Annotated in this window: 26 protein-coding genes; 13 read left to right on the forward strand and 13 right to left on the reverse strand. The window is 40.9% G+C overall.

Features of this window, described 5'->3' with window-relative positions; genetic code table 11:
- Positions 1-255: 255 nt before the first annotated feature.
- The 8 genes from OFO07_RS02020 to OFO07_RS02055 all read right to left on the reverse strand — a co-directional run bounded on the left by OFO07_RS02020 (position 256) and on the right by OFO07_RS02055 (position 9,632).
- Entirely contained in the window at positions 256-876 is a 621-nt protein-coding gene (locus OFO07_RS02020) for a restriction endonuclease subunit S (RefSeq protein WP_333720482.1), read from the reverse strand.
- Complete coding sequence (locus OFO07_RS02025; RefSeq protein WP_270870758.1) at positions 818-3,457, reverse strand: N-6 DNA methylase; 2,640 nt, start codon at positions 3,455-3,457, stop codon at positions 818-820. Before OFO07_RS02025 ends, OFO07_RS02020 begins: the two co-directional genes overlap by 59 nt.
- A gap of 73 nt (positions 3,458-3,530) precedes the next feature.
- Positions 3,531-4,511, reverse strand: coding sequence for a 1-aminocyclopropane-1-carboxylate deaminase (locus tag OFO07_RS02030; RefSeq protein WP_270870759.1), 981 nt, complete (start codon positions 4,509-4,511; stop codon positions 3,531-3,533).
- Positions 4,498-5,508: an OmpA family protein gene (locus OFO07_RS02035; protein WP_270870760.1), complete on the reverse strand. Its 1,011-nt coding sequence runs from the start codon at positions 5,506-5,508 to the stop codon at positions 4,498-4,500. The genes OFO07_RS02030 and OFO07_RS02035 overlap by 14 nt, the downstream gene beginning before the upstream one ends.
- Positions 5,498-6,781, reverse strand: a complete 1,284-nt coding sequence (locus OFO07_RS02040; protein ID WP_270870761.1) for a MotA/TolQ/ExbB proton channel family protein — start codon at positions 6,779-6,781, stop codon at positions 5,498-5,500. The genes OFO07_RS02035 and OFO07_RS02040 overlap by 11 nt, the downstream gene beginning before the upstream one ends.
- Positions 6,782-6,790: 9 nt before the next feature.
- On the reverse strand, positions 6,791-7,855 hold the full coding sequence (fbaA, locus tag OFO07_RS02045) for a class II fructose-bisphosphate aldolase (protein WP_270870762.1): 1,065 nt from the start codon (positions 7,853-7,855) through the stop codon (positions 6,791-6,793).
- Between the two features lie 20 nt (positions 7,856-7,875).
- Entirely contained in the window at positions 7,876-8,697 is an 822-nt protein-coding gene (locus OFO07_RS02050) for a peptidylprolyl isomerase (RefSeq protein ID WP_270858917.1), read from the reverse strand.
- Positions 8,698-8,822: 125 nt separating this feature from the next.
- The gene (locus OFO07_RS02055) at positions 8,823-9,632 is read right to left on the reverse strand and encodes a peptidylprolyl isomerase (RefSeq protein WP_270870763.1); all 810 of its coding nucleotides are present in this window, start codon (positions 9,630-9,632) and stop codon (positions 8,823-8,825) included.
- Positions 9,633-9,709: 77 nt separating this feature from the next.
- Here OFO07_RS02055 and OFO07_RS02060 point away from each other — a divergent pair, with 77 nt between their 5' ends.
- Positions 9,710-10,342, forward strand: coding sequence for an endonuclease III domain-containing protein (locus OFO07_RS02060; RefSeq protein ID WP_270870764.1), 633 nt, complete (start codon positions 9,710-9,712; stop codon positions 10,340-10,342).
- On the opposite strand, the gene OFO07_RS02065 is transcribed toward OFO07_RS02060, so the two are convergent.
- From OFO07_RS02065 to OFO07_RS02085, 5 genes are read right to left on the reverse strand one after another with little or no spacing between them, the layout of a single operon-like run.
- Complete coding sequence (locus tag OFO07_RS02065) at positions 10,337-11,617, reverse strand: M28 family peptidase (RefSeq protein WP_270870765.1); 1,281 nt, start codon at positions 11,615-11,617, stop codon at positions 10,337-10,339. The genes OFO07_RS02060 and OFO07_RS02065 overlap by 6 nt on opposite strands.
- 9 nt (positions 11,618-11,626) lie before the next feature.
- Positions 11,627-11,899: a cation transporter gene (locus OFO07_RS02070; RefSeq protein ID WP_270864394.1), complete on the reverse strand. Its 273-nt coding sequence runs from the start codon at positions 11,897-11,899 to the stop codon at positions 11,627-11,629.
- 9 nt (positions 11,900-11,908) lie between these two features.
- Entirely contained in the window at positions 11,909-12,184 is a 276-nt protein-coding gene (locus tag OFO07_RS02075) for a heavy-metal-associated domain-containing protein (protein WP_270870766.1), read from the reverse strand.
- Positions 12,177-12,500 (reverse strand): aryl sulfotransferase, encoded by a 324-nt coding sequence (locus tag OFO07_RS02080; protein ID WP_270870767.1) that lies wholly within the window; start codon positions 12,498-12,500, stop codon positions 12,177-12,179. The genes OFO07_RS02075 and OFO07_RS02080 overlap by 8 nt, the downstream gene beginning before the upstream one ends.
- On the reverse strand, positions 12,497-13,582 hold the full coding sequence (locus OFO07_RS02085; protein ID WP_270870768.1) for a transglutaminase-like domain-containing protein: 1,086 nt from the start codon (positions 13,580-13,582) through the stop codon (positions 12,497-12,499). The genes OFO07_RS02080 and OFO07_RS02085 overlap by 4 nt, the downstream gene beginning before the upstream one ends.
- A 136-nt stretch (positions 13,583-13,718) precedes the next feature.
- Between OFO07_RS02085 and cmoB the strand changes: the two genes are divergently transcribed.
- The 12 genes from cmoB to cmoA all read left to right on the forward strand — a co-directional run bounded on the left by cmoB (position 13,719) and on the right by cmoA (position 25,446).
- Positions 13,719-14,612, forward strand: coding sequence for a tRNA 5-methoxyuridine(34)/uridine 5-oxyacetic acid(34) synthase CmoB (gene cmoB / locus OFO07_RS02090; RefSeq protein WP_270870769.1), 894 nt, complete (start codon positions 13,719-13,721; stop codon positions 14,610-14,612).
- A gap of 163 nt (positions 14,613-14,775) precedes the next feature.
- A complete protein-coding gene (gene nadE / locus OFO07_RS02095; protein ID WP_270870770.1) occupies positions 14,776-15,579 on the forward strand; it encodes an NAD(+) synthase in 804 nt (267 codons plus the stop codon).
- A gap of 8 nt (positions 15,580-15,587) precedes the next feature.
- Entirely contained in the window at positions 15,588-16,724 is a 1,137-nt protein-coding gene (locus tag OFO07_RS02100; RefSeq protein ID WP_270864399.1) for a DegT/DnrJ/EryC1/StrS family aminotransferase, read from the forward strand.
- Positions 16,717-17,658 carry a tetraacyldisaccharide 4'-kinase gene (locus tag OFO07_RS02105; RefSeq protein ID WP_270870771.1) on the forward strand — a complete coding sequence of 314 codons (942 nt, stop codon included), beginning with the start codon at positions 16,717-16,719 and terminating at the stop codon, positions 17,656-17,658. Before OFO07_RS02100 ends, OFO07_RS02105 begins: the two co-directional genes overlap by 8 nt.
- 14 nt (positions 17,659-17,672) lie before the next feature.
- Positions 17,673-18,521, forward strand: coding sequence for an acetylglutamate kinase (gene argB / locus OFO07_RS02110; RefSeq protein ID WP_270869539.1), 849 nt, complete (start codon positions 17,673-17,675; stop codon positions 18,519-18,521).
- A gap of 9 nt (positions 18,522-18,530) precedes the next feature.
- Positions 18,531-19,982: a threonine synthase gene (gene thrC / locus OFO07_RS02115; protein ID WP_270870772.1), complete on the forward strand. Its 1,452-nt coding sequence runs from the start codon at positions 18,531-18,533 to the stop codon at positions 19,980-19,982.
- Positions 19,979-20,692, forward strand: coding sequence for a 3-deoxy-manno-octulosonate cytidylyltransferase (gene kdsB, locus OFO07_RS02120; RefSeq protein ID WP_270870773.1), 714 nt, complete (start codon positions 19,979-19,981; stop codon positions 20,690-20,692). The genes thrC and kdsB overlap by 4 nt, the downstream gene beginning before the upstream one ends.
- A gap of 1 nt (position 20,693) precedes the next feature.
- A complete protein-coding gene (ligA, locus tag OFO07_RS02125) occupies positions 20,694-22,640 on the forward strand; it encodes an NAD-dependent DNA ligase LigA (protein WP_270870774.1) in 1,947 nt (648 codons plus the stop codon).
- Positions 22,630-23,334, forward strand: a complete 705-nt coding sequence (gene tlyA, locus OFO07_RS02130; protein ID WP_270870775.1) for a 23S rRNA (cytidine-2'-O)-methyltransferase TlyA — start codon at positions 22,630-22,632, stop codon at positions 23,332-23,334. The genes ligA and tlyA overlap by 11 nt, the downstream gene beginning before the upstream one ends.
- Positions 23,335-23,850, forward strand: a complete 516-nt coding sequence (locus OFO07_RS02135) for a lipocalin family protein (protein ID WP_270858934.1) — start codon at positions 23,335-23,337, stop codon at positions 23,848-23,850.
- Positions 23,832-24,752, forward strand: a complete 921-nt coding sequence (locus OFO07_RS02140; RefSeq protein ID WP_270870776.1) for a bifunctional riboflavin kinase/FAD synthetase — start codon at positions 23,832-23,834, stop codon at positions 24,750-24,752. The genes OFO07_RS02135 and OFO07_RS02140 overlap by 19 nt, the downstream gene beginning before the upstream one ends.
- Positions 24,742-25,446: a carboxy-S-adenosyl-L-methionine synthase CmoA gene (gene cmoA / locus OFO07_RS02145; RefSeq protein ID WP_270870777.1), complete on the forward strand. Its 705-nt coding sequence runs from the start codon at positions 24,742-24,744 to the stop codon at positions 25,444-25,446. Before OFO07_RS02140 ends, cmoA begins: the two co-directional genes overlap by 11 nt.
- The last annotated feature ends 61 nt before the right edge of the window (positions 25,447-25,507 follow it).

Below are 25,507 nucleotides of genomic sequence, written 5' to 3' on the forward strand. Positions count from 1 at the left end.
GTTTATAGCATAATTTGGTTTTGAATTTAATAAATTTGGGAATTTAATGTCATTGCGAAATTTTCGCTACCGCAAGTTTTTAAATACTGCCCCGATTTGTCATTGCGAGCTTTCGCAGAAAGCGAAGCAATCTACGAGTTTAAAATTCCTTGCGGTAAATTTGCAAAAACGCTGACCTTAAATTTTAAAGTCGTAGATTGCCACGAAATGGCTTGCGCCGTTTCTCGCAATGACAGATTAAACAAATTTGTAAATTTAGTGTTTTGCGATGACTTGCTTCGTGGCGTTGATTTTTTTATCAGCCCACAAAACGACATCTTTTATGACTAATTTTTGAATTGCTTTTATAAAATTTTCCATAAAATCAAAATTTAATTCGCCGTTTTCGTTTATAGGGAGTTTGATTTTTTCAAATTTTACTTTATTCCAACTTGCTTTATTTTCATACGAAAACTTATGTTTTATTGATTTTTCTATTGATTTAGCAAAATACAATAAATTTTCTTTTGTTACATAAGCAAAATTTGGTTTTATTAAATAAGCGTTATATAAAACACCAGTTTTTTGCGGTTGAGCATATACATTACCTGTTGATACTGCTCCGTCATTTACTATATCAAGTGTCATTTCTGCTGATTGAAAATCTTGTTCTCTACCAAAATACATAATGCCATTATTTCCGTCTTTTGCATTAACTAACGGCAAATTAAATTCTTGCGTTTGTGTTTTAGAAATATCTTTTTCTTTTTCAAATTTGCTTTTTAAGAATTTTAACTCTAATTTCTCAAACAATTCACCGATTTTAAATTCGGCGAATTTAAGCGACAAGTCGGAATTTACTCTCTCTCTCTCTCTGATACTCGGCGAAAATGTCAAGTGTAGTTTGTTCGGTGGTGGTGAGTTTGTAGTCTTTTAAACCGGTCGCGGCGAGATACGCTTCCAGCTCCGCAACACGCTCCGCTTCCAGCTCCGCTATAAATTTTTCCATAAAATCAAAAGCAATCTCGCCGTTTATAAATGGCAAATTTATCTCTAAATTTTGAATTTTATTCCAACTTGCCATATCTGAATACGAATAAATTTGTGGCAAGAAAAATAGCTTTGAAACAAAATATAATCCGAGTTTTGGATTTAAATTTCCTTTTGTAAATTTCAAAGAAAAAACTCTTGCGTGAGTTACCATTTTGTATTCATAAGGGCGAAAATAAGCATTTCCAAACATATCAATAGTAATTGTGTTTGCGTCAAAAATTTTAGCTTTTATATCGGTTTTTCCAATAATTCCTAAATTTTGTTCGCCCGAGCTTACGACATAATGACCTTTGCCGTTAATATGAGTTTTTTGAATATCAAAATCTCCGTTTGAGCTTTCAAATAATTCATTAAGCTTAAATTCCCTAAATTCCCCGCCGTTAGCTTTAAATTCATTTTCTAATCTTTGTAAATTTGAAAAATTTATGCTACGGGGAGTTTCCTTTGAAAGAATTTGGCTTACTTCCCAAGCTAGATAATCGCTCACGGTCTTTTTAAAATCGCCTAAATTTGGCATTGTGTCGATTTTTTTGTGTTGGGCGTAAGTCCAGTCTTTGCCGTCAAGGCTAATGGTATCTTCGATAACGCAATCATCAAAATAGTTTGTAGATTTCTTGCGATTTAGGACAATGTCGATGATTTCTTTATAACGCTCTTTTGCATTATCTGTATCACGCAAATTTACATCCATACCGCTCTTTTTGCGATTTTGTCTAGTATATCCGTCATTTGAAAAATCGATAAATTTGACTAATTTCGTCTCATCGTGTGGAGTGCCTACGCTAAATACATAAACGGCAGTTTGAACTCCTGCTTTGCCACAGAAAATATCGCTCATTTTTATACTTGCAAGAAGCGTTGAGTGTTTTAAAATTTCAGCCGTGTATGGTAAGCCTTGACCTGCTCCTGCGTTTTCTTGGATTAGGACGGCGGCTTTGCCGTTTTTCATCTTTTTAAGGGCTTTTTCGACAAAGACAAAACCTTTGCCCTCAGCTGAATATGGCGGATTTAGCAAAAATACATTTGCAGGAAACGGCTCGTTTTTGTCTTGATAGTTGCCGTCAAATTTGCTAAGGCTGTCCCCGTTTATGATATTTGAGCTTCCATCGCCCATTAAAATCATATTTAAAATAGCAAGTAGGCAAATATCAGGGCGAAGCTCGACACCTAAGAGTTGGCGAGATTTGATATGAAAAAGTTTATCTTCAAGCTCTGTGTCTGAATTTATACTATTTTTTGCGTCTTCTAGCATAAGCTTCATCGCAGAAATCAAAAATCCGCCACTTCCAAGTGCCAAGTCCCAAACAAAGCTGTCTTTATTTACTTCACAAAGCCTTGCCATAAGCTCGGTTACATAGCGTGGAGTTAGCACGACATCGTTTTTCTCGCCGTCTGGCACATCGACATAACGATTTAAGACATTGAAAAGTTGTCCTGTAAAATCTAAATGGTAGCGATTGTTTTTAAGATACGGCATTACATTGTCAAGGACGATTTCGTATATATTTTTTAGCTTACTTTCGCCGTTTTCGGATTTCCATAAATTTGTGTGGATAAAGACCTTTTCAAGCTCATTTAAAATCATATCTTGTTTTGGTTTTGATAAATTTTTATGTTCTAAAAAATCTGCAACTTTTGATAAAATTTTTCTGCCGTCATTTGAATTTTGTGTATTTTCGCTTGTCAATTCGCTTAAATTTAGTGCTTTTACGGCATTTGGTATGCCAAGAGCTGCCATAATCATACCAACAACGATTTCAACTCTGTGTTGCACGGCAACGCCGTAAGTGTGGTGAATAGTTTCGTTTAAATTTTTTAGTTTAACTTCGATAGCGTTTTCAATCTCTTTTGATTTTGCTTCGATTTCATCTGCACTTAATTGACAATTTTCGATGATTTCATCTAAATTTTCGCTTTTTAGAAAACTTAGGTCGCTAAAATCGCCTAATTTTTGATAAATTTGCGGATTTGATACAAAATATACGGCGTATTCGATTTTTGTATCTTTTGTAGGTGTGTCATATCCGTTTATACCGATAGCCAAACACTCACTAAAATCAGAATAAAATGTAACGGCATCGGCATAGTGAATAGCTCCGTTTAGGGCGTATTTTTGGATATTTGCATAGTTTGGTTTTTTATCTTTTGTGAGATTATCAATTTCGCCGTTAGTGTTAAATTTGGCTAAATCGCCTTTGCTTCCTTTTACTTCAATCATAACAGGAAGCTTTTTTAATTTTTTTGTTTCAATAAAAAGCTTAATGTCTGGGAAATTTTTACCTTTTCCGCCACTTTTGCTTGGGGCTTTATTTAAGGCTTCATCAATGCCTTTGTTGATTGTTTCGGTTTTTGTGTAATAATCTAGCTTTAATTTTTTTAGCTGTTGTTTTATGGTATCTTCGACTTTTTCTTCTATGCTTGGCATTTTTTGTCCTTGTTTAAATTTATGAATTCGCAAATTTTAGCCAAACATTTATAAAAAGGCTTTTAAAGGCGATTTACAAATTTTTAAATTTATATTTGTATCGTTGCAGTTGCGAGATATTGCCGAGAATTCCGCCTTGGTGGATATATAGGACTTCGTTTGTGAATTTTTCGCGGTTAGCTAAAAGTGTGAGAAGTCCCACGGGGTCATAAATGAGGTCAAATTCTATGCCGGTTTGCGCACGGGCTTTTTGCCAAATTTCATAAAGTTCGGTGTAAGGTTTGCCAAAGTGAAATTTGCGTGGCGGGGGCAAAATTTGCACGCCCGAGCGCGGATCTAGGGCGAGTATTTGCTCTCTCAGATACGAGCAATCACCCACGCAAGGCGTGGTAAAGACGCGAAAACGGCTGTGTTTGGCTAGATACGCCGCGCTCGTGCCAGTGCCACTTGGCAAAAAAATGTCAAATTCTCGCCCATTTTCGCGCGCATACTCCTCGATAAATTTAGCCTGCGCGATAAATCCAGCCTCAGCCTCGCCCTGCGCAACCCCCTCTTCGATAAAAATCGTGCTCTCATCGCAAAGGCTAAGTGCGAATTCACGGCGATTTTGCGCCACGAAAATCTCCATGCCATTTTCTAGTGCGGCGGCGAAATTCCCGCACGGGCGCGCGCTTAAATTTTCGCTTAAATGCGAGATAACAAACTGAAATTTAAGGCCCTTTATGCGGGCAAAAACGCTCTCGTTATACATAGCGTTTGATTGCGAGCTACCAAAGCTTACAATCTTTGAAATGCCCCGTAAATCGACACCGAGCAGGGATTGAAGCTTCCTTGCTTTATTGCCGTTAAAAATCCCAATCAAATCATCACGCAAAATTGCAAAGCTAAAATTTTCGATTTTTATCTTTTGGATTTGTGGGGGTTGTAGCGAAATTTCGCCCGTTTTTTGCGCCTTTTCTACTTCGCGCAAATGAGCTTCAAACTCAGGCGAGATTATGGCGCGCTCTGTAAGCTCGCGCGAGTATTGCGCCCCGCCAAAGCTACCTTGTCGCATTTGCGTCAAATTCCAAAAATTTGCGGATTTCTTCCATAGCCTCTTTGTTGCTAAGCGTAAATTTGATTTCGATTCTACGGCTTGCGTCTTTGTCCTCGACGCCGTCAGTTAGCACAGGCTGAGAATAACTGCGACCGCTTGCGATTAGGTATTTTTGCAATCTCTCGTCTTTGTTCCACTCGTTTATGAAATTCATGACCGCTAGCGCGCGCTCTTGCGAAAGGGCTAGGTTGTATAAATACCCGCCGTCGCTGTCTGTGTGGCCCTCGATGATGATTTGATCTAGGCTATTTCTGATTTCATCATTATCCATAAGTGCGCTAAAATACCCTTCTAGCGCGGTTTTGAAACTCTCTTTGCTACTCTCTTTAAGCTCGCTTGAACCCTTGTCAAAAAGCACGGACGAGTTTAGCGTCATCGCCCCGCTCTCGCTATCTATGCGGATTTTGCCACCTAAGCGTTCTTTAAGTTCGGCGATTAGTTTGACCTTTTGACCGGTTAGGTTGCGAATTCGGTTTTTGGTGACATTTAAATCGTGCAAAATTTTATTGAAATCGCTCTCTTTTTGGGTTAGTTGATCGAGCAAAAACGCGATTTTTATCTCTTTTTCGGTAGCCTCGGTGCGTGAGTTTTTCAAAAGCTCGCTAATGTCGAAATTCTCTTTTTTGAGTTTTTCTGCCATGGCGCTTAAATCTTCGATTTGGATAAAATAGATCGAATTTTGTTTGCGAAGGTCGGTGTTTTCGACATTTAGCTTTTCAAGCTGTTCGGAAAAAATCTTATTTAACGCCTCTAATTCGGCTGATTTTTTCTGTGAGGATTGAAGTGCGACCATAGTCTTTTCATGCTCGCTGGTTTGGGCTTTGAGGTCGTCTTGCACCAAATAGTATTTGACGATAATTCCGCCGATTAATAAAATAAAGACAAACAAAAGCCCTGCCATTAAATCAGCGTAAGCTATCCAAAAGGTCTCTTTTTCGCTGGTTTTACTCTTCATTTTGGTTTTCTTTTTCGTCTATGCTTTTAAGCGTTTTGCGTAGCTCGTCGATGATACCCTCTGAGCTTGTGTTTTTGCCTAAGCTAGAATCAAAAAGCGATTTGATTTCGTCATTTAGCTCTTTAAAACTTGCTTTAAAGCTCTCCCTAGCGTTAATTTGCTCACTTAGCATATTTTCGTTTAGGGATTTAATCTGCAAGGTAAAATTTACGATTGCCTGATTTAGGGCGTCTGCGCTGGTTTGCAGATTTGCGCTCTTTTGCTCAGATGATTTTGAAAAGCTCAAATATCCTGCTGAAATGCCGTTTTGGATCTCGACCATATTGCTTGTAACGGCCTTTAAAGACGATAAAATTTGATCGAAATTTTTGCTGATTTCGCCGTGAGTTAGGTTGGCATTTAGTATCATTTCGTTGGCTCGCTCTAATTCGCTTGTGGTTAGCGCAAGGGCGCGCTGCTCGGCGTCAATTATGCCTTGAAGTGTTTGCATTTTTTCATCGATTGCGACATTTAGGCTATCGCTAAGGGTATTTGAAGCCATAGCCATGAAGGAGCGCGAAACCTCGGCATTGCGATCAAGTATCTCGCTAAGGTAACTTTGTGTGATTTCCTCTTTGCTCCAAAAAAAGTTTTTTGTGGCGTTTTTGTATTTCAAAAGCAATCTTTCGAATTTGCTAATTCCCTTTTTTTCGAAATAAATCCACCAAAGCGCCAGAAAAATACCATAAATCGACACATAAAACGCCGTGCCAACGCCACCTAGAAGCCCAGCAATCTCGGTCTCTAAATTTGCGATATTTGATGATGAGAAATTTGGCATAGAAATCGCAATGCTGATAAATGTGCCCAAAATGCCCAGCATTGGGAAAACACCCACCGCGACAGAGGCGTAGTTGTCATTGCGAAGCGAGTGCGAGTATTCATCTACGAAATTTTCAAATTTAGCGTCGGACTTTTTTTTAGCGCCTATGCTAAGGAGATTTTCGACGATGTAGTTTTTAAGCTGAATTTTGAAATTTTCGATACTATTTTGAAATTTCAAACAGCCAAATTCAGCATTATGCCTAGCCAAAAATAGCGCAATGATGAGCAAAAAGCCCATCATTACGATCGAGTGAAGCTCGACTTTGAAGTTGATTACCTTCAAAAATCCTAGCAAAAATATGGCGAAAATCGCCACAGGAACAAACACGATTTTCAGATAAACGCCAAGTAGTGAGCGCTCTGGATTTTCAGGAAGCGTTAAATCTAAAATTTCTGTTGTTTTTTCCATAAATTTGCCTTAGTTTTTGTTTATACAATTTAAATTTTCAAATGCGACAAGCAATCTTTTTACCATACTTTCTTCGCCACATCTTAGCCATTTGCGTGGATCGTAGTATTTTTTGTTTGGTTTATCTTCGCCTTCTGGGTTGCCGATTTGACCTTGTAAATACGCTCTGTTTTTGAGCTCATACTCTCTCACGCCGTCCCAAAACGCCCACTGCGTATCGGTGTCGATATTCATCTTAACCACGCCGTAGCTTACAGCGTCTTTGATATCTTTGATCTCGCTACCGCTTCCGCCGTGGAATACGAAATTTACAGGTTTGGTGTCATTTAAGCCAAATTTTTCTTGCACGAATTTTTGCGAATTTCGCAAAATTTCAGGGCGAAGCACGACATTTCCCGGTTTATACACGCCATGCACATTGCCAAAGCTCGCTGCAATCGAGAAATTATCGCTGATTTTTTTAAGTCTATCATACGCAAGCGCGACATCTTCTGGTTGCGTGTATAAAAGTGCGTTATCCACGCCTGTATTATCCACGCCATCTTCCTCGCCACCTGTTACGCCAAGCTCGATTTCTAGGCTAATTCCTAGCTCGCTCATCTTTTTAAGATAGCTTTCGCAAGTGGTTAAATTTTCTTCCAAACTCTCTTCGCTAAGATCTAGCATGTGAGAGCTAAATAGTGGCACACCGTGCGCTTTTTTATACCCTGCGCTTGCCTCTAATAATCCATCAATCCAAGGAAGCAGTTTGCGCGCTGCGTGGTCAGTGTGTAAAATTACAGGCACGCCATAATACCTAGCTAGCAAATGCACCTGCAAAGCACCTGCGACTGCGCCCATAATCGCACCGTTTTCGCACTCTTTGCCCGCATAATAACTCGCTCCGCCATTGCTAAATTGGATAATCACAGGAGAGTTTGCCTTTTTGGCGCTCTCTAATACAGCATTTACCGAGTGGCTTCCTACGACATTTACAGCAGGGATTGCAAAACCCTCGCTCTGCGCGTATTTGTAGAGCTTGCTAACATCATCGCCAAATAATACACCAGCTTTAACTACATCTAAAACACCCATTTTGCACCCCTTTTTTAAGATTATTTGTATTCGATTTTTGCTTTTTTAAGCAGATCTTGCGCCAATTTTTCTGAATTTGCGGCTGCTTTTTCTTGGCGGATTGAGCCTTCGATTAGAGGTTTTACTTCGCTAACTGGGACTTGGCGTTTTGCGATTTGATCCTCTTTTAAGATTACATGGTAGCCAAATTCTGTCTTAACAGGAGTTTTTGAAATTTCACCTTTTTTTAGCGCAAATGCAGCGTCTGCGAAAGGTTTAACCATAGCGCCCTCTTTTGGAAATGCTGGTAATGCGCCACCTGATTGTTTTGCGGCTGGCTCGATTGATTTGGCTTTCGCGATTTCGCTAAATTTAGTGATTAGCGCGCCACCATTTAGACCTTTTAGCTCATCAATCACAGCCTTTGCCTCAGCGTCTGTTTTGACCAAAATATGGCGAACTTGGGCAAGTTCTGGATTTACAAATTTGGCTTTATTTTTGTTGTAAAAGTCTTGAACCTCTTTGTCGCTGATTTTGATTTTTTTGGCCTCTTTTGATTGCCATACGCGCACAGCTAGATTGTCTTTTTGGAACTCTAACTCTTTTTTATAAACTTCGTCGTTCATAACGCCTGCTTTTTTAGCTTGTTCTACGACAAGTTTTCTAGCGATAACGCGGTTTAAGATATCTTTTTTGGTGTTTGCTGGCAGTGAAGCGAATTGTTGTGGAGCTATGCCTTGGGCTACTAGAAATGGAATAACATCGTTTTCTGTGATGTTTTTGCCATTAGCAGTCGCTAAAACTGTCGCATTTAGGCCCATAGCCACAGCCAAACTAAGTGCTGAAAAAACTAATTTATTCATTTAAATTCCTTTGTAAAAAAAATCGCAAGATTATAGCCAAAGCTGGTTAATGATTAAAATTTTGCCCGCCTTAGGATACGCATTTTCGCGTATCTATGAGCGGGTCAGTGTAATTGAAGTGAAATTTATTTTACTTCTACCTTCGCGCTTTTGCGAAGTTCTTGTAGTTTTTGCTCTAATGCAGCGCCTGCTTGTTGGCCTTTGATTAAATTTTCGATGAAAGGCTTAGCTTCGTCTTGGCTAAGCTGTTTTTGAAGTTTGGCGTCTTCTTTGAGCACGATATGATAGCCTAAATCAGTTTTGATAGGGGTTTGCGTGATAGCGCCTCTTTTAAGCTTGCTTGAAGCGTCCCAAAACGCTTTTGGCATCATTTCTTGGGTAACCCATGCAAGATGACCTTTGGTTTGTTTGGCCTCAGGCACGATTGATTTAGCTACTGCAAGCTCTTCGAATTTGCTCACCAAAGCGTCGGCTTTTGTGTTTTTTAACTCTTTGATAATCGCGTCAGCTTCGGCCTTTTTCTCCACTGTGATATTAGATAGCAACAAAGCGGCTGGTTCGACGAAAGCAGATTTGTTTTCGTTGTAAAATTTAGCGATATCAGCGTCGCTTACTTTGATTTGCTTCGATAGTTGGTGTTGATACATTTCGATTGCGATTCTATCTTGTGCTGCTTTTAGGGCGTCTTTGTATTCTTGCAGATTTGTAACGCCACTTTTTTTAGCCTCAGCGGCTAAAATTTCGATATCAATCGCTCTTGCTAGCACCATTTGTTTTTCTTGATTGCTAAGTGCGGCTGGATCTTTGCCAAGCGCTGCTATGTGCGGGGCGACCTCGGCTTCTGTGATTGGCGCGCCATTTACTGTGGCGAAAACTGTCGCATTTAGGCTAGCTGCCGCTGCTAAACTTAGGGCTGAAAATAGTAATTTTTTCATTAAAATTCCTTGTAAAAAAATGCAAGATTATAGCCAAAAAGCTGTTAATAATCAAAATTTTAGTGTAAAATAAGGGCATGAGAACAAAAAAAGATATTTTAGAAATCAAAAATTTATTATTGTCGCATTTTGGTGAGCCGACAACTGAGCTTAAATTTAGGAATTTATACGAACTAATCGTCTGCGTCATGCTTAGCGCACAATGCACTGATAAACGGGTAAATTTAATCACACCTGCACTATTTAGGGAGTTTCCTGACATACACTCGCTCTCAAATGCAAATTTGGGCGCAGTTAAAATGCTGATAAATTCGTGCAGTTTTTTTAATAATAAAGCGCAAAATTTAATCAAAATGGCAAAGTCTGTGGTGGAAAATTTCGGCGGCGAAATCCCGCTAAATGAAAAGGATTTAAAAAGCCTTGCAGGGGTCGGGCAAAAGACAGCTCATGTCGTGCTAATCGAGCATTGTGGAGCGAATTTTATCGCCGTGGATACCCATGTTTTTCGCGTTTCGCACAGGCTTGGGCTAAGTAGCGCAAAAACGCCAGAACTAACCGAAAACGACCTTACAAAGGCATTTGTAAGCGAGCTAAACTACCTGCACCAAGCTTTGGTATTATTTGGGCGATACACTTGCAAAGCCGTAAAACCAAATTGCAAAGAGTGCTTTTTATCGCACCTTTGCAAAAGTAAGGATAAAATTTTATAAATTTTGCGTGTTTGTCATTATTTCTCGCACGGCACTAAGAATTTTTTCTACCGATTTTAGTTCGACTTTTTCATGCGTGCTGTGTGGCGAAGTGATATTTGGACCAATCGAAGCTGCCTGTATAGCGCTATCTTTTGTGATAAAAACGCCACACTCTAACCCGGCATGAACGGCTCCCAGCCTAGCAGTTGGCACAAATTTTTGCAAATTTTTTAAGATAAATTCGCTAAATTCGCTAATTTGTGGTTGCCAAGGCTCGCTAGTTTCGCCAAAAACGCACTCCAAGCCAAAATTCTCAGCCGACATTTTGGTTTGATATTTCACCCCTTTTAAGCCCTTTTCGCTCATTGATCTAGCGTAAAACAAAAGTTCAAATTTGCCGTTTTTTTCGTTAGCCAGAGATAAATTTATGCTAGTTTGTGGTAATCCTAAATCATCGTTAAAATCCATAACGCCTTGCTTAAATTCGCAAATGAGATTTAAAATATTGTCCGAATTTTCATAAATTTCGCACTCTTTAAACCCTAAAAATTTATGTTTAATAAAATTTGGAAAATTTGAAATTTCATTTTTAAAAATTGCCGTTGCACTAGCTTTTGCAGGGATCGAATTTGCCCTTTCGCCACCGCTAAATTTGGCGATTTTAGCGCCGTTTTTAGCGATAAATTCGGCTAAAAATTTAATCGCATTAGGCAGGTTTTTATGAATTTCGATTCCACTATGACCGCCCGGAAAATCATCTATAAAAATCTCATAGCAAAAGCCATTTTTTTTCTCGCGCGCGCTGTCGCAAAGAGCGCGAATTTCGGCACTTCCTGCGCACCCGATTATGACTTCGTTTTCATCTTCGCTGTCTAAATTTAGCATTTTTTTGCTTTTTATCTCTGCGTTAAATTCTCTAACGCCCCAGAGCCCCACTTCTTCGTTGTTTGTGAAAACTGCCTCAAAATCGCTAAATTCGCTCATCATCGCCATGATTATGGCTACGCCAATTCCGTTATCAGCCCCAAGTGATGAGTTTTTCGCGCTTAAAAAGCCATCTTGCTCCACTAGCTCGATTTGCGGCGCAAGTCCTACGCCAACCATATCATAATGCGCTTGCAGGCAAATTTTTGGCTCACCTTTGCAGACATAAATATTTCCTGCACTATCAACTTCCACGCTAAATTCGTGCTTTTTTGCAAATTCCACTAAAAAATCTCGCAATTTTTCCGTTTCATAGCTAAGGTGCGGAATTTCGCAAATTTGGCGAAAATAATTCATAACTTTTTTCATTTTTTCGCCTTATTTTCGTTTATCACTTACGATTTTGCCCTCGTAAGTGGTCTTTGCGATCGCTTCTAGCATTGCCTTTGTATCGGCATCATCGCGCGCTAGCACGCTGGCTGTTTTACTTGATAACTCCACGCGCGCGCTGATTACGCCCTCGCACTCGCTTAGGGCCTTTCGCACCATTTGCGTGCAGAGCGGGCAGTGTATTTTCTCTACATAAATTTCAATCTCTCTATCGGCGAAAACCGCGCTAACAAGGGCAAATAATAGTAAAATTTTACGCATAATCTGCCTTTATTTTTGTTTATCGCTTAGAATTTTGGCTTTTTCGTATTTTGCGTTTTTCAAAGCCTCGATCATAGCGTTCGTATCGGCGCTATCCTCGGCGATGACGACCGCTTTTTTCTCGCCCTCTTTGGCCTCGACGCTAATTACCCCCTCGCATTTTTGCAAGGCAAATTTAATCGAAGCTGCGCATAGGTTGCAATGGATTTTTCCGACTTGGATTTCGATTTCGCGCTGTGCAAAAAGCGCGCCACAAACGAGTGATAAAAGTAAAATTTTACGCATAAAATCTCCCTAAAATTTCAGGATAAAATAGAAGTAAAAATATCAAAATTCCGCTTAAAATGTAAATAAAATACCATTTTTTGCGACCTGCGCCGATAACGCATGAGTTTTTACGAAATAGCACAAAATACAGACTCGCAATGTAAAAAACAATGGAAATCGCCGTAAAAATGGGGCGAAATCTCGCCAACTCGTCCGCAAAGGAAAGTGCCGAAAAACTCACCCCAAAAAGCAAAAACAAAAGCGCTGGCAAACAGCACAAAGTCGCCATAAATGCGCTTACAATCGCTAGAACGATAAATTTTAGCTTACTCAAATTTCGTGACTTTTGTAATCGTAGCTAAATTCTTTCGGGTCGTAATAATTTAGCGTTTGTCCGTCCGTTTCGCCATAAACATAGCCGAAATTGTTTATCGGAAATTGCGCTGGGCGCGGACTTAGCGTGAAATCTCTGCCGTAATTAAACCCTATCCAGCACATCTCCCAGTTGCCAAAGAGATATTCGCGGATTTGCGCGATTTTTTGGTCGTCGTTTGTGAGTTTTTCGCCAAGTCGGACTTTGGTGACATCGGCAGGATCTACTGGAATCCAGCCATATCCTTTGAGATAAAACTCAGCGCGACAGTGTTGTCCGCCTGAAATATGGCTAAATCCGTCATCTTTGGGTGCTGCGCCCATTTGAGATGAGAAACGCGACGCGCCCACGCGGATACCAAACATTTCGCGCGCAGGTATCCCAGCAGCCCTCGCCAAAGCCACAAAAACCGAGTTTATGTCGGTGCATTTGCCACTTAATTTACCGCTAGTTAGGATTTGTTTGACATCGCCTAACCCACACCCAAGCACGCTATTATCGCGCTCCATGGTGTTTGCCACCCAGGTGTAAATCGCCCTAGCCTTTTCTAAATCGCCTTTGATATTTCCTATGATTTCATCTGATTTTTGTTTAACCACGCCGTCGATTTGAATTTGCGTAGTTGGCTGCAAAAATTTAGCGATTTCGGGGGCTAGTTTTTCGTTTTCGTTGAAATTTACCTTCGAAAAATCGGTATTTCGCTCTGTGGTTTGCACATCGAAACTGATATCAAGTATCGGAGTATCGCTTCCGCTAAATTTCGCATAATATGTCGGAATTTCGCCCTCAGTGATAAATTTTTCCACTGCATTTGAGCCGACCTTATAGTGCGAAATGACCTGCTGAAAATCGCTAGGAAGCACGAGCGGGACCCACACCCTGCTCTCTTTGCCGACCTCTTTGATAGCGTGTTTTAAACTAACGCTAAATTTGCGCGTTTTTTGCTCGGCTTCTTTGGCGCTCACATCAGCCAAAACTACGCTAGGAGCGAAGCTAGCGACACCTAAAATACTACTAAATTTGAAAAAATCTCGTCTTTTCATTTGAAAAAATTCCTGAATAATCTAACCAAAACTTGGCTCTAAAAGACAGAGATTTTATCTTTTTAACGCTTTAAAATTGCTTTTTTAAATTTGCTTTGATAAAATGGCGCAAAATTTATGAAATTTAGGGTAAAAAATGGATTTAACTACCATAAAAAACGAAATGTTAAAAAAACTAGAAAACGCTCAAAACGCCGAAATTTTAGGTGCGATTAAGGCACTGCCAAAATTTGATTGCAAGGTGAGTTTTGGCGATGCTATAAGTGCGAAATTTGACGCAAACGAAGAGCAAATGGAGCAAATCAAGCAAATCGCACTATCGCTAAAACCTTGGCGCAAGGGGCCTTTCGCGCTAAATGAGCTTTTTATCGACAGCGAGTGGCAAAGCTTCATCAAATTTAACCTTTTAAGGGGGCATATTGATTTGGCGGGCAAAAATGTCGCAGATGTGGGCTGTAATAATGGATACTATATGTATCGTATGCTAGGCCTTGGCGCGCATAGCGTTACAGGCTTTGATCCTAGCGCGCTATTTTATCTGCAATTTTTGTTTTTACAGCATTTTATGCGAGCGCAGGCGATTTTCGAGCCGCTTGGCGTGGAGCATTTGCCGTTTTATGGGGCGAAATTTGACACGATTTTCTGCCTTGGCGTGATTTATCACAGAAGCGACCCAGTATCTATGCTAAAACAGCTCAAATCTGCGCTAAATAGCGGTGGCGAGGTGATTTTGGATACGATGTATATAGATATGGACGGGGATTTCGCGCTTACGCCAAAGGGCGGGTATTCTAAGATCTCAAATATCTACTTCGTGCCCACTATCGGCGCACTTAGCAACTGGTGCGAAAGGGCGAAATTTAAGAATTTTGAAATTTTAGAAACCAAACAAACTGATTTTAACGAACAGCGAAAAACCGATTGGATTGACGGCCAGAGCTTGGAAAATTTCCTAGATCCAAAAAACCCAAATCTCACTATCGAGGGTTACCCTGCCCCGAAACGAGTCTATGTCAAAATCAGCCTGTAAATACGCAAAATTTTACAAATAATTTTGCGTATTTTGTCAAATTTGGCAAAATTTGCAAATAAATCATAAATTTTAATCAAATTTTTCTCTCTTTTTTAAAGTTTAATTTTAGTTTAATATTGGTAGAATTAAAAGTTTAGTTTATAATTTACAAAGGTTTTCTATGAACGCTCAAAATTTAATTCCATATTTGACCGATTTTTTGGCCACAGAACTTGAAAAAACAGGAGCAGACGCTTTCGTAGTCGGAGTCAGCGGAGGACTTGATAGTGCCGTAGTATCGGCATTGTGCGCCCTAACAGAGATCCCAACTCGCGCCCTAATCATGCCTATGCCTAGCTCAAATTTAGCAAATTTAGGCGATGCGATTGAGCATTGCGATATGTTTGGTATAGACTACGAAATCCAAGAAATCGCCCCATTTATGGAGGCTTTCGCTTCGCTTGATACTGGCGCAGATAAGCTAAGAATTGGAAATTTTGCGACAAGAGTTCGCATGGGATTATTATACGATTACAGCGCGAAACACCGCGCAGTCGTAGTCGGAACAACAAATTTGAGCGAAAGAATGCTAGGATACAGCACGATTTATGGTGATTTGGCGTGTGCCTTTAACCCAATCGGCGAAATTTTAAAGACAAAAGTAAGCAAACTTGCCGAAGCGCTTACTATCAATGAAAATATAATCGCAAAAACTCCAAGCGCAGATTTATGGGAAAATCAAAGCGACGAAAGAGAGCTTGGATATAGCTATGATATCCTTGATAGCGTGCTTAGAGACATCTTCTCTCGCCCTGAACTTCGCGAAAAAATTAGAGGTGGCAAAGAGATTACAAAAGATGATTTAGCATACTTGCTTGATTCGAATCACAACGCTGATTTATGCAAATTTATCACAAATAGAATGATAAAAAATAGCTTTAAATTACGCATGCCAAATGTAGCACAAGTAGATCCTAATGCTTAGGATTTCACATGAGGCAAATACCCTTTTTTAAAGCGCAGGTTGATGATAAAGAAGAATCGCTTATACTAAATGCCCTTCACAATCCACAAATAAAATACTCAGAAATTTTTGAAAACAAAATTTGTGAGTATTTTGGCGTGAATTACGCGATCTCCACTACTAGTGGCACTACTGCGCTTCATCTTGCGCTTTGCACACTTGGCGTCAAGCGCGGAGATAGAATTTTATGCTCGGTCAATTCATTTCCGCATGTAGCGGCGGTTATTAGGCATTTTGATGCCGAGCCGATATTTGTAGATATCGATACAAACACCTTTAATATCACCCCTGAAAGCTTTTCAAAAGCTATCGAGCTAAACAGACATAAAAAGCTAAAATGCGCCTTTATCTCGCATACAGCTGGGCTCGTAACAGATATGGACGAGATTTACGAAATCGCCAAAAAAGAAAATATCACTATCATAGATGACGCTTCTAGGGCCACAGGCGCTACATATAAGGGCAAAAAAATCGGCTCGTTTGAAAACTCGCTGTTTTCGTGCTTTCAGATAAATCCACAAGCCCAAGACGCAATCTCTACGGCTGGATTTTTCGTCACAAACAACGAAGGTTTGGCAAATTCTGCCAAAATTTTACGCAATAACGGAATCGTGGGCGAAGCATTTTATAAAGACGGAAATTTAGGCTTTACTTATAATGTAGATCGTATCGGTCAAAAATACGATTTAAACTCGATAAATGCGGCATTTGCACTATCTCAACTAGAAAAAACAGATAGCTTTATCAAGCGTCGCCAAAATATCGCAAAAATGTTTAGGAAATCTTTGGAAGATTGCCCTCATATCGAGCTTCCTACCGATAGCGCGGAGCATATTTACACACAATTTATCATCAAAATCGACAAAAACCGCGATGATTTCGCGCGCGAAATGATTTCTAGGGGCATTGATGTGGGGCTTCACTATGTGCCACTGCACCTGCTGAGCTACTACAAATCCAAGTATAATTACAAAGTCAATGATTTCCCAAATGCGCTAAAAAATTATCAGCAAATTTTATCTTTGCCGATTTATGCCTCGCTTAGCGATGACGATGTGGCCTATATCTGCGAAAAAATTATAGAAATTGCGAGAAGCCGTGTTTAAAATTTGGCTCGAAAAAAATTTATACGATCCGGGCGTTATTTGGCTTATAATTTCATTTTTTTTGCTTCCACTCTCAATCATTTTTGGCTTTATTCAGATGATTAGGCGCGCCCTAATTAAGCCCAAAGATTATGGCATAGCAGTAGTAAGCGTGGGAAATTTAACCCTTGGCGGAAGCGGTAAAACTCCGCTTGTGGGGGCGATTTTTACAGAATTTAGCCCCGAGATTCCTACCTGCATAATACTGCGCGGATACGGCCGCAAAAGCCACGGACTACAATATGTGGCGAAAAATGGCGAAATTTTATGCGACATAAAAACCAGTGGCGACGAAGCCATGCTCTATGCCAAAACCCTAAAAAACGCAAGCGTTCTTGTGAGCGAAAACCGCGAAAATGCCATAATGCAGGCCAAAAAAGATGGCTTTGCTCTTGCGATTTTAGACGATGGATTTTCTAAATTTCATATAGAAAAATTTGAGATTGTTTTGCGCCCTAGCGATTCGCCACTTTTGCCCTTGCCACTACCAGTCGCAGGCTATCGCTATCCGCCAAATTTCTACAAATTCGCAGATTTTATCCCTAGCATAGATGATATAAAATCCACGAGTGAAATTTCAAATTTCCCAAATCCACACACCGACAAGGAAAATACGATTTTAATCAGCGCAATCGCCAAGCCATGGCGCCTAAAAGAGTTTGAAAAACACGCCAAAGCTAGTTTTTATTTCCCAGATCACTATGATTTTACAAAAGATGAAATTCAAAATTTACTTAATAAATCTAGCGCCACGCATATCATTTGCACCGCCAAAGATTTCGTCAAGCTCGAAAATTTCGGGCTAAATATCAGCGTAATCGAGCTTAAAACCACGCTTAGCGAAAATTTCAAAAACCAAATCAAAGCCTACATTACTAGCAAACTAAACCACTAAATTTGGAGAAAACAATGATAAAATCAAGTCAAATCGCAGAAATTATCATCTCAGCCCTACCTTATATCCGCAAATTTCGCGATAAAATTTTCGTCATCAAATACGGCGGCGCAGCCCAAACCGACGAGGTTTTAAAGCTAAATTTCGCTCGTGATATCACGCTTTTGCACATGGTTGGTATCAAGGTCATCGTCGTGCATGGCGGTGGCAAAAAAATCAACCAAACCCTCGATTTACTGGATATCAAAAGCGAATTTTGCGATGGTTTGCGCGTAACAAGCAAAGAGGCTATCGAAGTAACCGAAATGGTGCTAAGCGGACTTGTAAATAAAGAAATCACCGCGCTTCTTAACCAAAACGGAGCCCCTGCCATAGGCATTAGTGGCAAGGACGGCGGACTTTTGAGGGCGAAATTTTTAGACCGCGAAAAATACGGCTTCGTAGGCGAAATCACAGATGTAAATACAAAAGTCATTTATGATTTGCTAGATCGCGATTATCTGCCAGTCATCGCGCCACTTGCCGGGGGCGAAAATGACGAAAATATCAGCTTTAACATAAACGCAGATCTTTGCGCTAGCAAAATCGCTAGCTACCTAAAAGCCGACAAAGTGATTTTTCTAAGCGACATCGACGGCGTGCTAGATAAAGAGGGCAAACTCATTAGCAAACTCGATGAAAATTCGATCTGGGCTTTGAAAAAAGACGGCACGATTAGTGGCGGTATGATACCTAAAATCGATGCTTGTTTGGAGTGCATAAACACAGGCACCAAGGCCGCTCACATAATAAATGGCAAAATCCCACACTCACTTTTATTAGAGCTTTTCACTGATACTGGTATCGGAAGTTTGATTAGATAAGGAGAATTTATGAAATTAGTTTCCACACGAGATTTTAGCGCCAGCGCCACACTTAGCGACGCACTACTAAGCCCAAGTGCTGCATTTGGCGGACTTTATACACCGCGCGAGTTGCCAAAACTTACGCCTGAATTTTGGAGCGAGTGCAAAGAGCTTAGCTACAAACAAATCGCTTTAAAGCTTATAAAAGCCCTAGATTTCGACATTTCGCCAGAGGTTTTCAAAACCGCTCTTGCTAGATATGATAGTTTCGAAAACCCTGCCCTGCCACTTGAAATTTCTAAATTTAACGATAACACCTATATTTTGGAGCTTTATCACGGCCCGACACTTGCGTTTAAGGATATGGCGCTTCAACCTTTTGGCGCGCTTCTTGGCGAGTTAGCGGCGCAAAGAGGCGAAAAATACCTCATAATCTGCGCTACTAGTGGCGATACTGGCCCAGCCACGCTTGAAACATTTGCAAACGACCCAAATATCAAGGTTGTCTGCCTCTATCCAGCTGGTGGAACGAGTGAAATTCAGCGCCAACAAATGGTAAAACAATCAGCCAAAAATTTAAAAATTCTAGGCATTAAAGGGAATTTTGACGACGCGCAAAGAGCGTTAAAATCGCTACTTAGCGATGATGATTTTAAAAACGAACTAAGGGCTAATAATCTTTGCCTAAGTGCGGCAAATTCTGTAAATTTCGGCAGAATTTTGTTTCAAATCATCTACTACATTTACGCTAGCGTGCAATTTAGCAAAAATCCAAAATTTAGCGCGCACGATAAATTTGATGTAATCGTGCCAAGCGGAAATTTCGGCAACGCTCTTGGTGCGTATTTCGCCAAAAAAATGGGGGCAAATATCGGCAAAATCAAAATCGCCTCCAACGCAAACAATATCCTAACTGATCTAATCAAAACTGGAATTTACGATTTGCGTGGTAGAAAGCTAATTAGCACGATTAGCCCTGCAATGGACATTTTGATTAGTTCAAATGTCGAGCGTGTGCTGGCTGATTTATTCGGCGATAAACGCACAAAAGAGCTTATGCAAAATCTTGATAAACAAAAATTTTACAAGCTAAATAAAGATGAGTTGGAAGCTTTGCAAAATATCTTCCAAGCGGATTTCTCAGACGATAGCGAGTGTGCAAAATATATCAAAGATGTTAGTCAAAATGGAGTTTTAATCGACCCACACACTGCAAATTGCTTCAAGCTTTTAGGTGGCGATACGCCAACTCTCATCGTTTCTACGGCGAAATGGATAAAATTTACCCCGTCAATGATAAAAGCGATAAAATCTCGCCCGTGCGAAGATGAAAAGGCCGATATGATCGCGCTTTCGAAAGAGTTTCAAAGCGATATTCCAGCGCAAATTTCACGCCTTTTTGCCAGCCCTGAAATTCACACGAGCATAATCGAGCAAAACGAGATTAAAAACACGATTATTGATTGGATAAAACTATGATTATAATACCTGCCCGCCTAGCCTCAACTAGGTTTAAAAACAAAATTTTATGCGAATTTGCCGGTGTGCCGATGTTTATCAAAACAGCGCAAAACGCCGCCAAAGTAGATAGCGTGCTAATCGCGGTAGATGATGAGCAAATCCTGCAAATCGCTAAGGATTACGGATTTTGCGCCGTTATGACAGATGAAAACCACCAAAGTGGCACAGATAGAATAAACGAAGCTGTGAAAAACGCAAATTTAAGCGACGATGAAATTTTAATCAATGTTCAAGCCGACGAGCCGTTTTTTGAGACACAAAATTTAATTAAATTTAAAGAATTTGCCACTAGCGCGATAAAAAACGGCGCATTTATGGCTAGTTGCTACAAAAAAATCGACGAAAAAAGCGCGCAAGATCCAAATTTAGTCAAGGTGATTTTGGACAACCACGGCTTTGCGATTTATTTTTCACGCGCGCCAATACCTTATCCAAGAGCCGAATTTAAGGACTATTTGGGGCATATTGGCATTTATGCGTATAGCGCAAAAACCCTGCGCGAGTTTTGCGCCCTACCGCCTAGCGTGCTAGAAAATACCGAGAAATTAGAGCAACTTCGCGCCCTAAGTGCTGGCAAAAAAATCGCAATGTTGCAAATTGCTACAAACAGCGTCGGAATCGACACGCAAGAAGATTATGAAAAAGCGCTGAAAATTTTTGGGAAATAAAATGGATTTTAACGAATACAAAAATGCTGTCCAAACCCTGAATTTATGGGCGAGAGCGTATTACACGCAGGATAATCCAATCGCTAGCGACGAAGAATACGACGCGCTATATAGCAAGGTCGAAATCTTCGAGCGCGCCCACCCAGAGCAAATTTTGCCATATTCCCCTACTTTGCGTATCGGTGGCGAGCTTAGCGAGGGCTTCGAAAAGCTTTCTCACGGCGCGCAAATGTGGTCTATGGAGGATATTTTTAACGACGGCGAGCTTTTGGCGTGGCTTGGGCGTGGAGAAAAGGCAAATTTAGAATTTTATGTCGAGCCGAAATTTGACGGAGCAAGCCTAAATCTCACATACGAAGACGGCATTTTAATCTCGGCTGCCACGCGCGGGGACGGCAAAATCGGCGAAAATGTAACCGCCAATGCAAGAGCGATAAAATCTATCCCACTTCAAATCCCATATAACGAAAAAATCGAAATTCGTGGCGAAGTTTTGATTGCTAAAAGCGATTTTGACGCTCTAAACGACGAACGCGCGCAAAATGGCGAAGCGCTGTTTTCAAACCCGCGCAACGCCGCAGCTGGAAGCCTTCGCCAGCTAGATAGCGCGGTCGTAGCAAGGCGAAAACTTCAATTCATACCTTGGGGCGTGGGCGAAAATAAATTAAATTTCACGCGACATAGCGAGATTATGGAGTTCGTGCGAAGTCTTGGCTTTAAGAGGGACGATTTTAGGCGAATTTGCGCGAGTGCAAATGAAATCCGCAAGGCTTACGAGGATTTGCACGCCCTGCGCGAGAAAAAAGATTTGATGCTTGATGGCATGGTGCTTCGCATAAATGATGTCGCAAAGTGCGATTTGCTGGGATACACCGTGAAATTTCCGCGTTTCATGGTAGCGTATAAATTCCCAGCTATCGAAAAGGTTACAAGGCTAAAAGACATTGTTTTGCAAGTAGGCAGAACGGGCGCAATCACCCCTGTGGCGGTGGTCGAAAGCGTCAATATCGACGGGGCAAATGTCAGCAACGCTACGCTTCATAATTTCGATGAAATCGAGCGCTTGGGGCTGATGAAAAACGATTTTGTGGGAATTATACGAAGCGGCGATGTAATCCCAAAAATCACAAGCGTCTTTGCTGGGCGCAGAGACGGCTCGCAAACGCCCATAACTCGCCCTAGTGCATGTCCTGTATGTGGCGGTGGCCTGCTAGATGAGGGTGCTTTGATAAAATGTCAAAATTTGAGTTGCAAAGCACGGATTGTAGGGGCTTTGATCTATTTTTGCTCGAAAAAATGTATGAATATCGAAGGGCTAAGCGAGGCTACGATTAGCTTGCTTCATAGCCTTGGCAAAATTAACGAAATCGCCGATATTTACGCGCTTAGCGAAGCTGATTTTGCGGGGCTTGAAGGCTTTAAAGATAAAAAAATTTCAAATCTCTTAAACGCTATAAATTCGAGCAAGGGCGCACAGCTTTATCGCTTCATCAGCGGGCTTGGTATCGAGCATATAGGCGAGGTCGCAGCGCGCAAAATCGCCGAGAGTTTTGGCGAGAAATGGCTAGACGCTAGCTATGAAGAGGTGCTAAATTTAGAAAATTTTGGAGAGGCTATGGCGAAGAGTTTTTGCGAATTTTGCGCCGAAAACAGAGAAAAAATTCGTAATTTAATCACAATCATAAATCCACAAATTTCTAAGAGCAAAACCACGCAAACCGCCTTTACAGGCAAGACTATCGTGCTTACTGGCACCATGTCGCGTCCCAGAGACGAGATCAAAAACCGCCTTTTGCAAATGGGCGCAAAGGTTTCTGGCTCAGTATCAGCCAAAACCGATTTTGTGATTTATGGAAGCGAGGCTGGAAGCAAGCTAGATAAGGCAAATGCCCTTGGCGTGCGCACGCTAAGCGAAGATGAGTTTGAGGAAATGGCGCGTGAGATTTGATAGTTTCGTGGCCCAGGCTCTAAAAATCAGTCGAAACAAAGCCCAAAATCTCATTAAAGAGGGCAAAATTTTGCTAAATGGCGAAATTTTAGGCAAGGTATCAGCCGAAATAGAAAGTGGCGAGATTAGCGCGACAGACGAGATTTTCGTAAGCCGTGGCGCGCTGAAATTAAAGGGATTTTTAGATGAGTGCGCGCTTGATATCACTGGCGTGCGCGCCCTAGATATCGGCTCATCGACGGGCGGATTTGTGCAAATTTTGCTAAAATACGGCGCAAGCGAGGTCGTAGCCCTCGATGTGGGAAGCGCACAGCTAGATGATAGCTTGCGCCACGATCCGCGTGTAATCGTGCGCGAAAACACCGATATCAGGGAGTTTGAGAGTCAAACGAGTTTTGAGCTAATCACCTGCGATGTGAGCTTTATCGGGATTGAGAAAATTTTGCCTAGCATTTTGTGCCTTGCTTCGCGCGATATAATCTTGCTTTTCAAACCGCAATTCGAGGTCGGCGTGGGTGCAAAACGAGATAAAAAAGGTGTCATAAAAAATGAAAAGCTAGTCGAACAAGCAATGGCGAAATTTGAGTTAAACTGCGCTAAAATGGGGCTTATAATGATACAAAAACTCCCTTGTCAAATCAAAGGCAAAGAAGGAAATCAGGAGTTTTTCTATCATTATAAAAAAGGAGAATAGATGAAATTTAAGCAAATTTTAATTTTAACTTTAACTATATTTTTCCTAGGGGCGTGTGCCAAAAGCATTTCGCCAAACGCGCCTATCACGCGGGATTTTGACATAGCTAAATTTTGCGGCGGCTGGTATGAGATAGCCCATATCAAGGGCTTTACAGGCGAGTTAGAAAACACAGCTTATGAGATTTTTGTCGATAAAAACGGCTCGATAAATATGCTAAAATCAGCCCAAAGCCAAAGCGGAAAAATCAAATTATCTAGCGAAGAACTAGCCTTTGTAGGCAAAAAATCCGAGGGAAATTTAGTTCGCAAAGGTATGATAAAAAATGCCAAATTTAGCGTCGCTCAAACCGATGTGGATTACAGCTACGCGCTCGTTTTTGGCGAAAACACAGGCGAGCTTTATATGCTTTCGCGCACCAAAACCATGCCCGAACTCATCAAAAATATCTACCTAAACAAAGCCAAAGAAAGTGGCTATGACACCCAAAAAATCGTATGGACGAAGCAAAAATGAGTGAGCCTAGCGAAATTTCAATCCTAGCCAAATTTGGCGAAAACGAGAAATTTCTAAATTTAAATGGAGCGAAAAAAAGCGAGATTAAAGCCCTTGCTATCGGCAATTTCGACGGATTTCACAGGGCTCATCAAAAGCTATTTGACGCTCTTGGCGAGCATGGTGGCATAATCATAGTCATCGCCGATACTGCGCCCAAACTCACGCCACCTAGCCTAATTAGCCAAATTTGCGAAAAAGAGATTTTTTACTGCGATTTAGCTAAGGTGAAAAATTTAAGCGGAGCCGAATTTATCGCACTTTTAAACGCAAATTTTCCAAATTTAGAAAAAATCGTAGTCGGAAATGATTTTAAATTTGGCAAAAATAGAGCCAGCGACGCAGAATTTTTGCGCGCGAATTTCGCCGGTGAAACGCTCATAATCGACGAGTATAAAATCGACGGCGTGGGCGTGCATACGAGGCTGATAAAGGAGTTTTTAAACGCTGGTGAGTGCGAGAAGGCGGCGAAGTTTTTGGGGAGGGAGTATGAAATCTCTGGCAAAGTCATCAGCGGTCAAGGGCTTGGCGCAAAGGAGCTGTTTGCGACGCTAAATCTAGATGCTAGCGAGTTTTATATGCCAAAATTTGGCGTTTATGCCACGCTGTGCAGGGTAAAAAACAAAATTTACAAAAGCGTATCTTTTATAGGGCACAGGGTCAGCACGGATAGCAATTTCGCCATAGAAACGCATATTTTAGGGGAGTTTGGCGCAAATTTCACGCCAAAGCGTGCGAGCGTGAAATTTATCAAATTTATCCGCGAAAACAAAAAATTTGCAAATTTGGGCGAATTAAAAGCGCAAATTTCAAGCGACATCACCCTTGCTAGGGATATTTTAGGAAACAAATATGAAAGATGAAATTTTCAAAACGCCGATAAAAAAGCAGTTTGAGTTCGACAAAAGCGTCGCTAGCGTCTTTGACGATATGATCGCGCGCTCGGTGCCGTTTTATAAGCAAAGCTCCGAGCTTATTTGCGAGCTTTTGGCACGGATTTTGGCTCATGGTGCCAAAGCCATAGACCTTGGCTGCTCGACGGCTGGGATTTTGCTTAGCTTGTATCAAATGCGCCCTGATTTGGCGCTTTTTGGCGTGGATAACTCCGAAGCAATGCTAGAAATCGCCGCGGCAAAAACCGCTGCTTTTGGCGCGCAGATAAAATTTTCGTGCGAAGATATCTTAGAGTGCGATTTTAAGGGCTTTGACGCCGTGATTTTAAACTACACTTTGCAGTTTATTCGCCCGATAAAACGGGCGGAATTTATGCGCAAAATTTATGAAAATTTGGGCAAAAACGGGGTTTTGATTTTCGCTGAAAAGCTCGTTTATGAGGATAAAACGCTTAGTAAAAATATGATTGAAATTTACGAAAATTACAAAGAAAATCAAGGCTATTCGAAGTTCGAAATCGCCCAAAAGCGCAAAGCGCTCGAAAATGTGCTAATCCCATACACCGAGAGCGAGAACAAAACGCTCGCGCTTAATGCCGGATTTACCAGCGTGGAAATTATCTTTAAATGGGCAAATTTCGCTGTTTTCATGGCGAGAAAATAGCTAAATTTCGCCTTTATTTTTGCAAACACTGCCCCGGAAATTTGTGTTTTGCAAATTTATT

Origin of the sequence: Campylobacter sp. JMF_06 NA1, from assembly GCF_027737785.1 — a bacterium.
Lineage (GTDB): Bacteria > Campylobacterota > Campylobacteria > Campylobacterales > Campylobacteraceae > Campylobacter_B.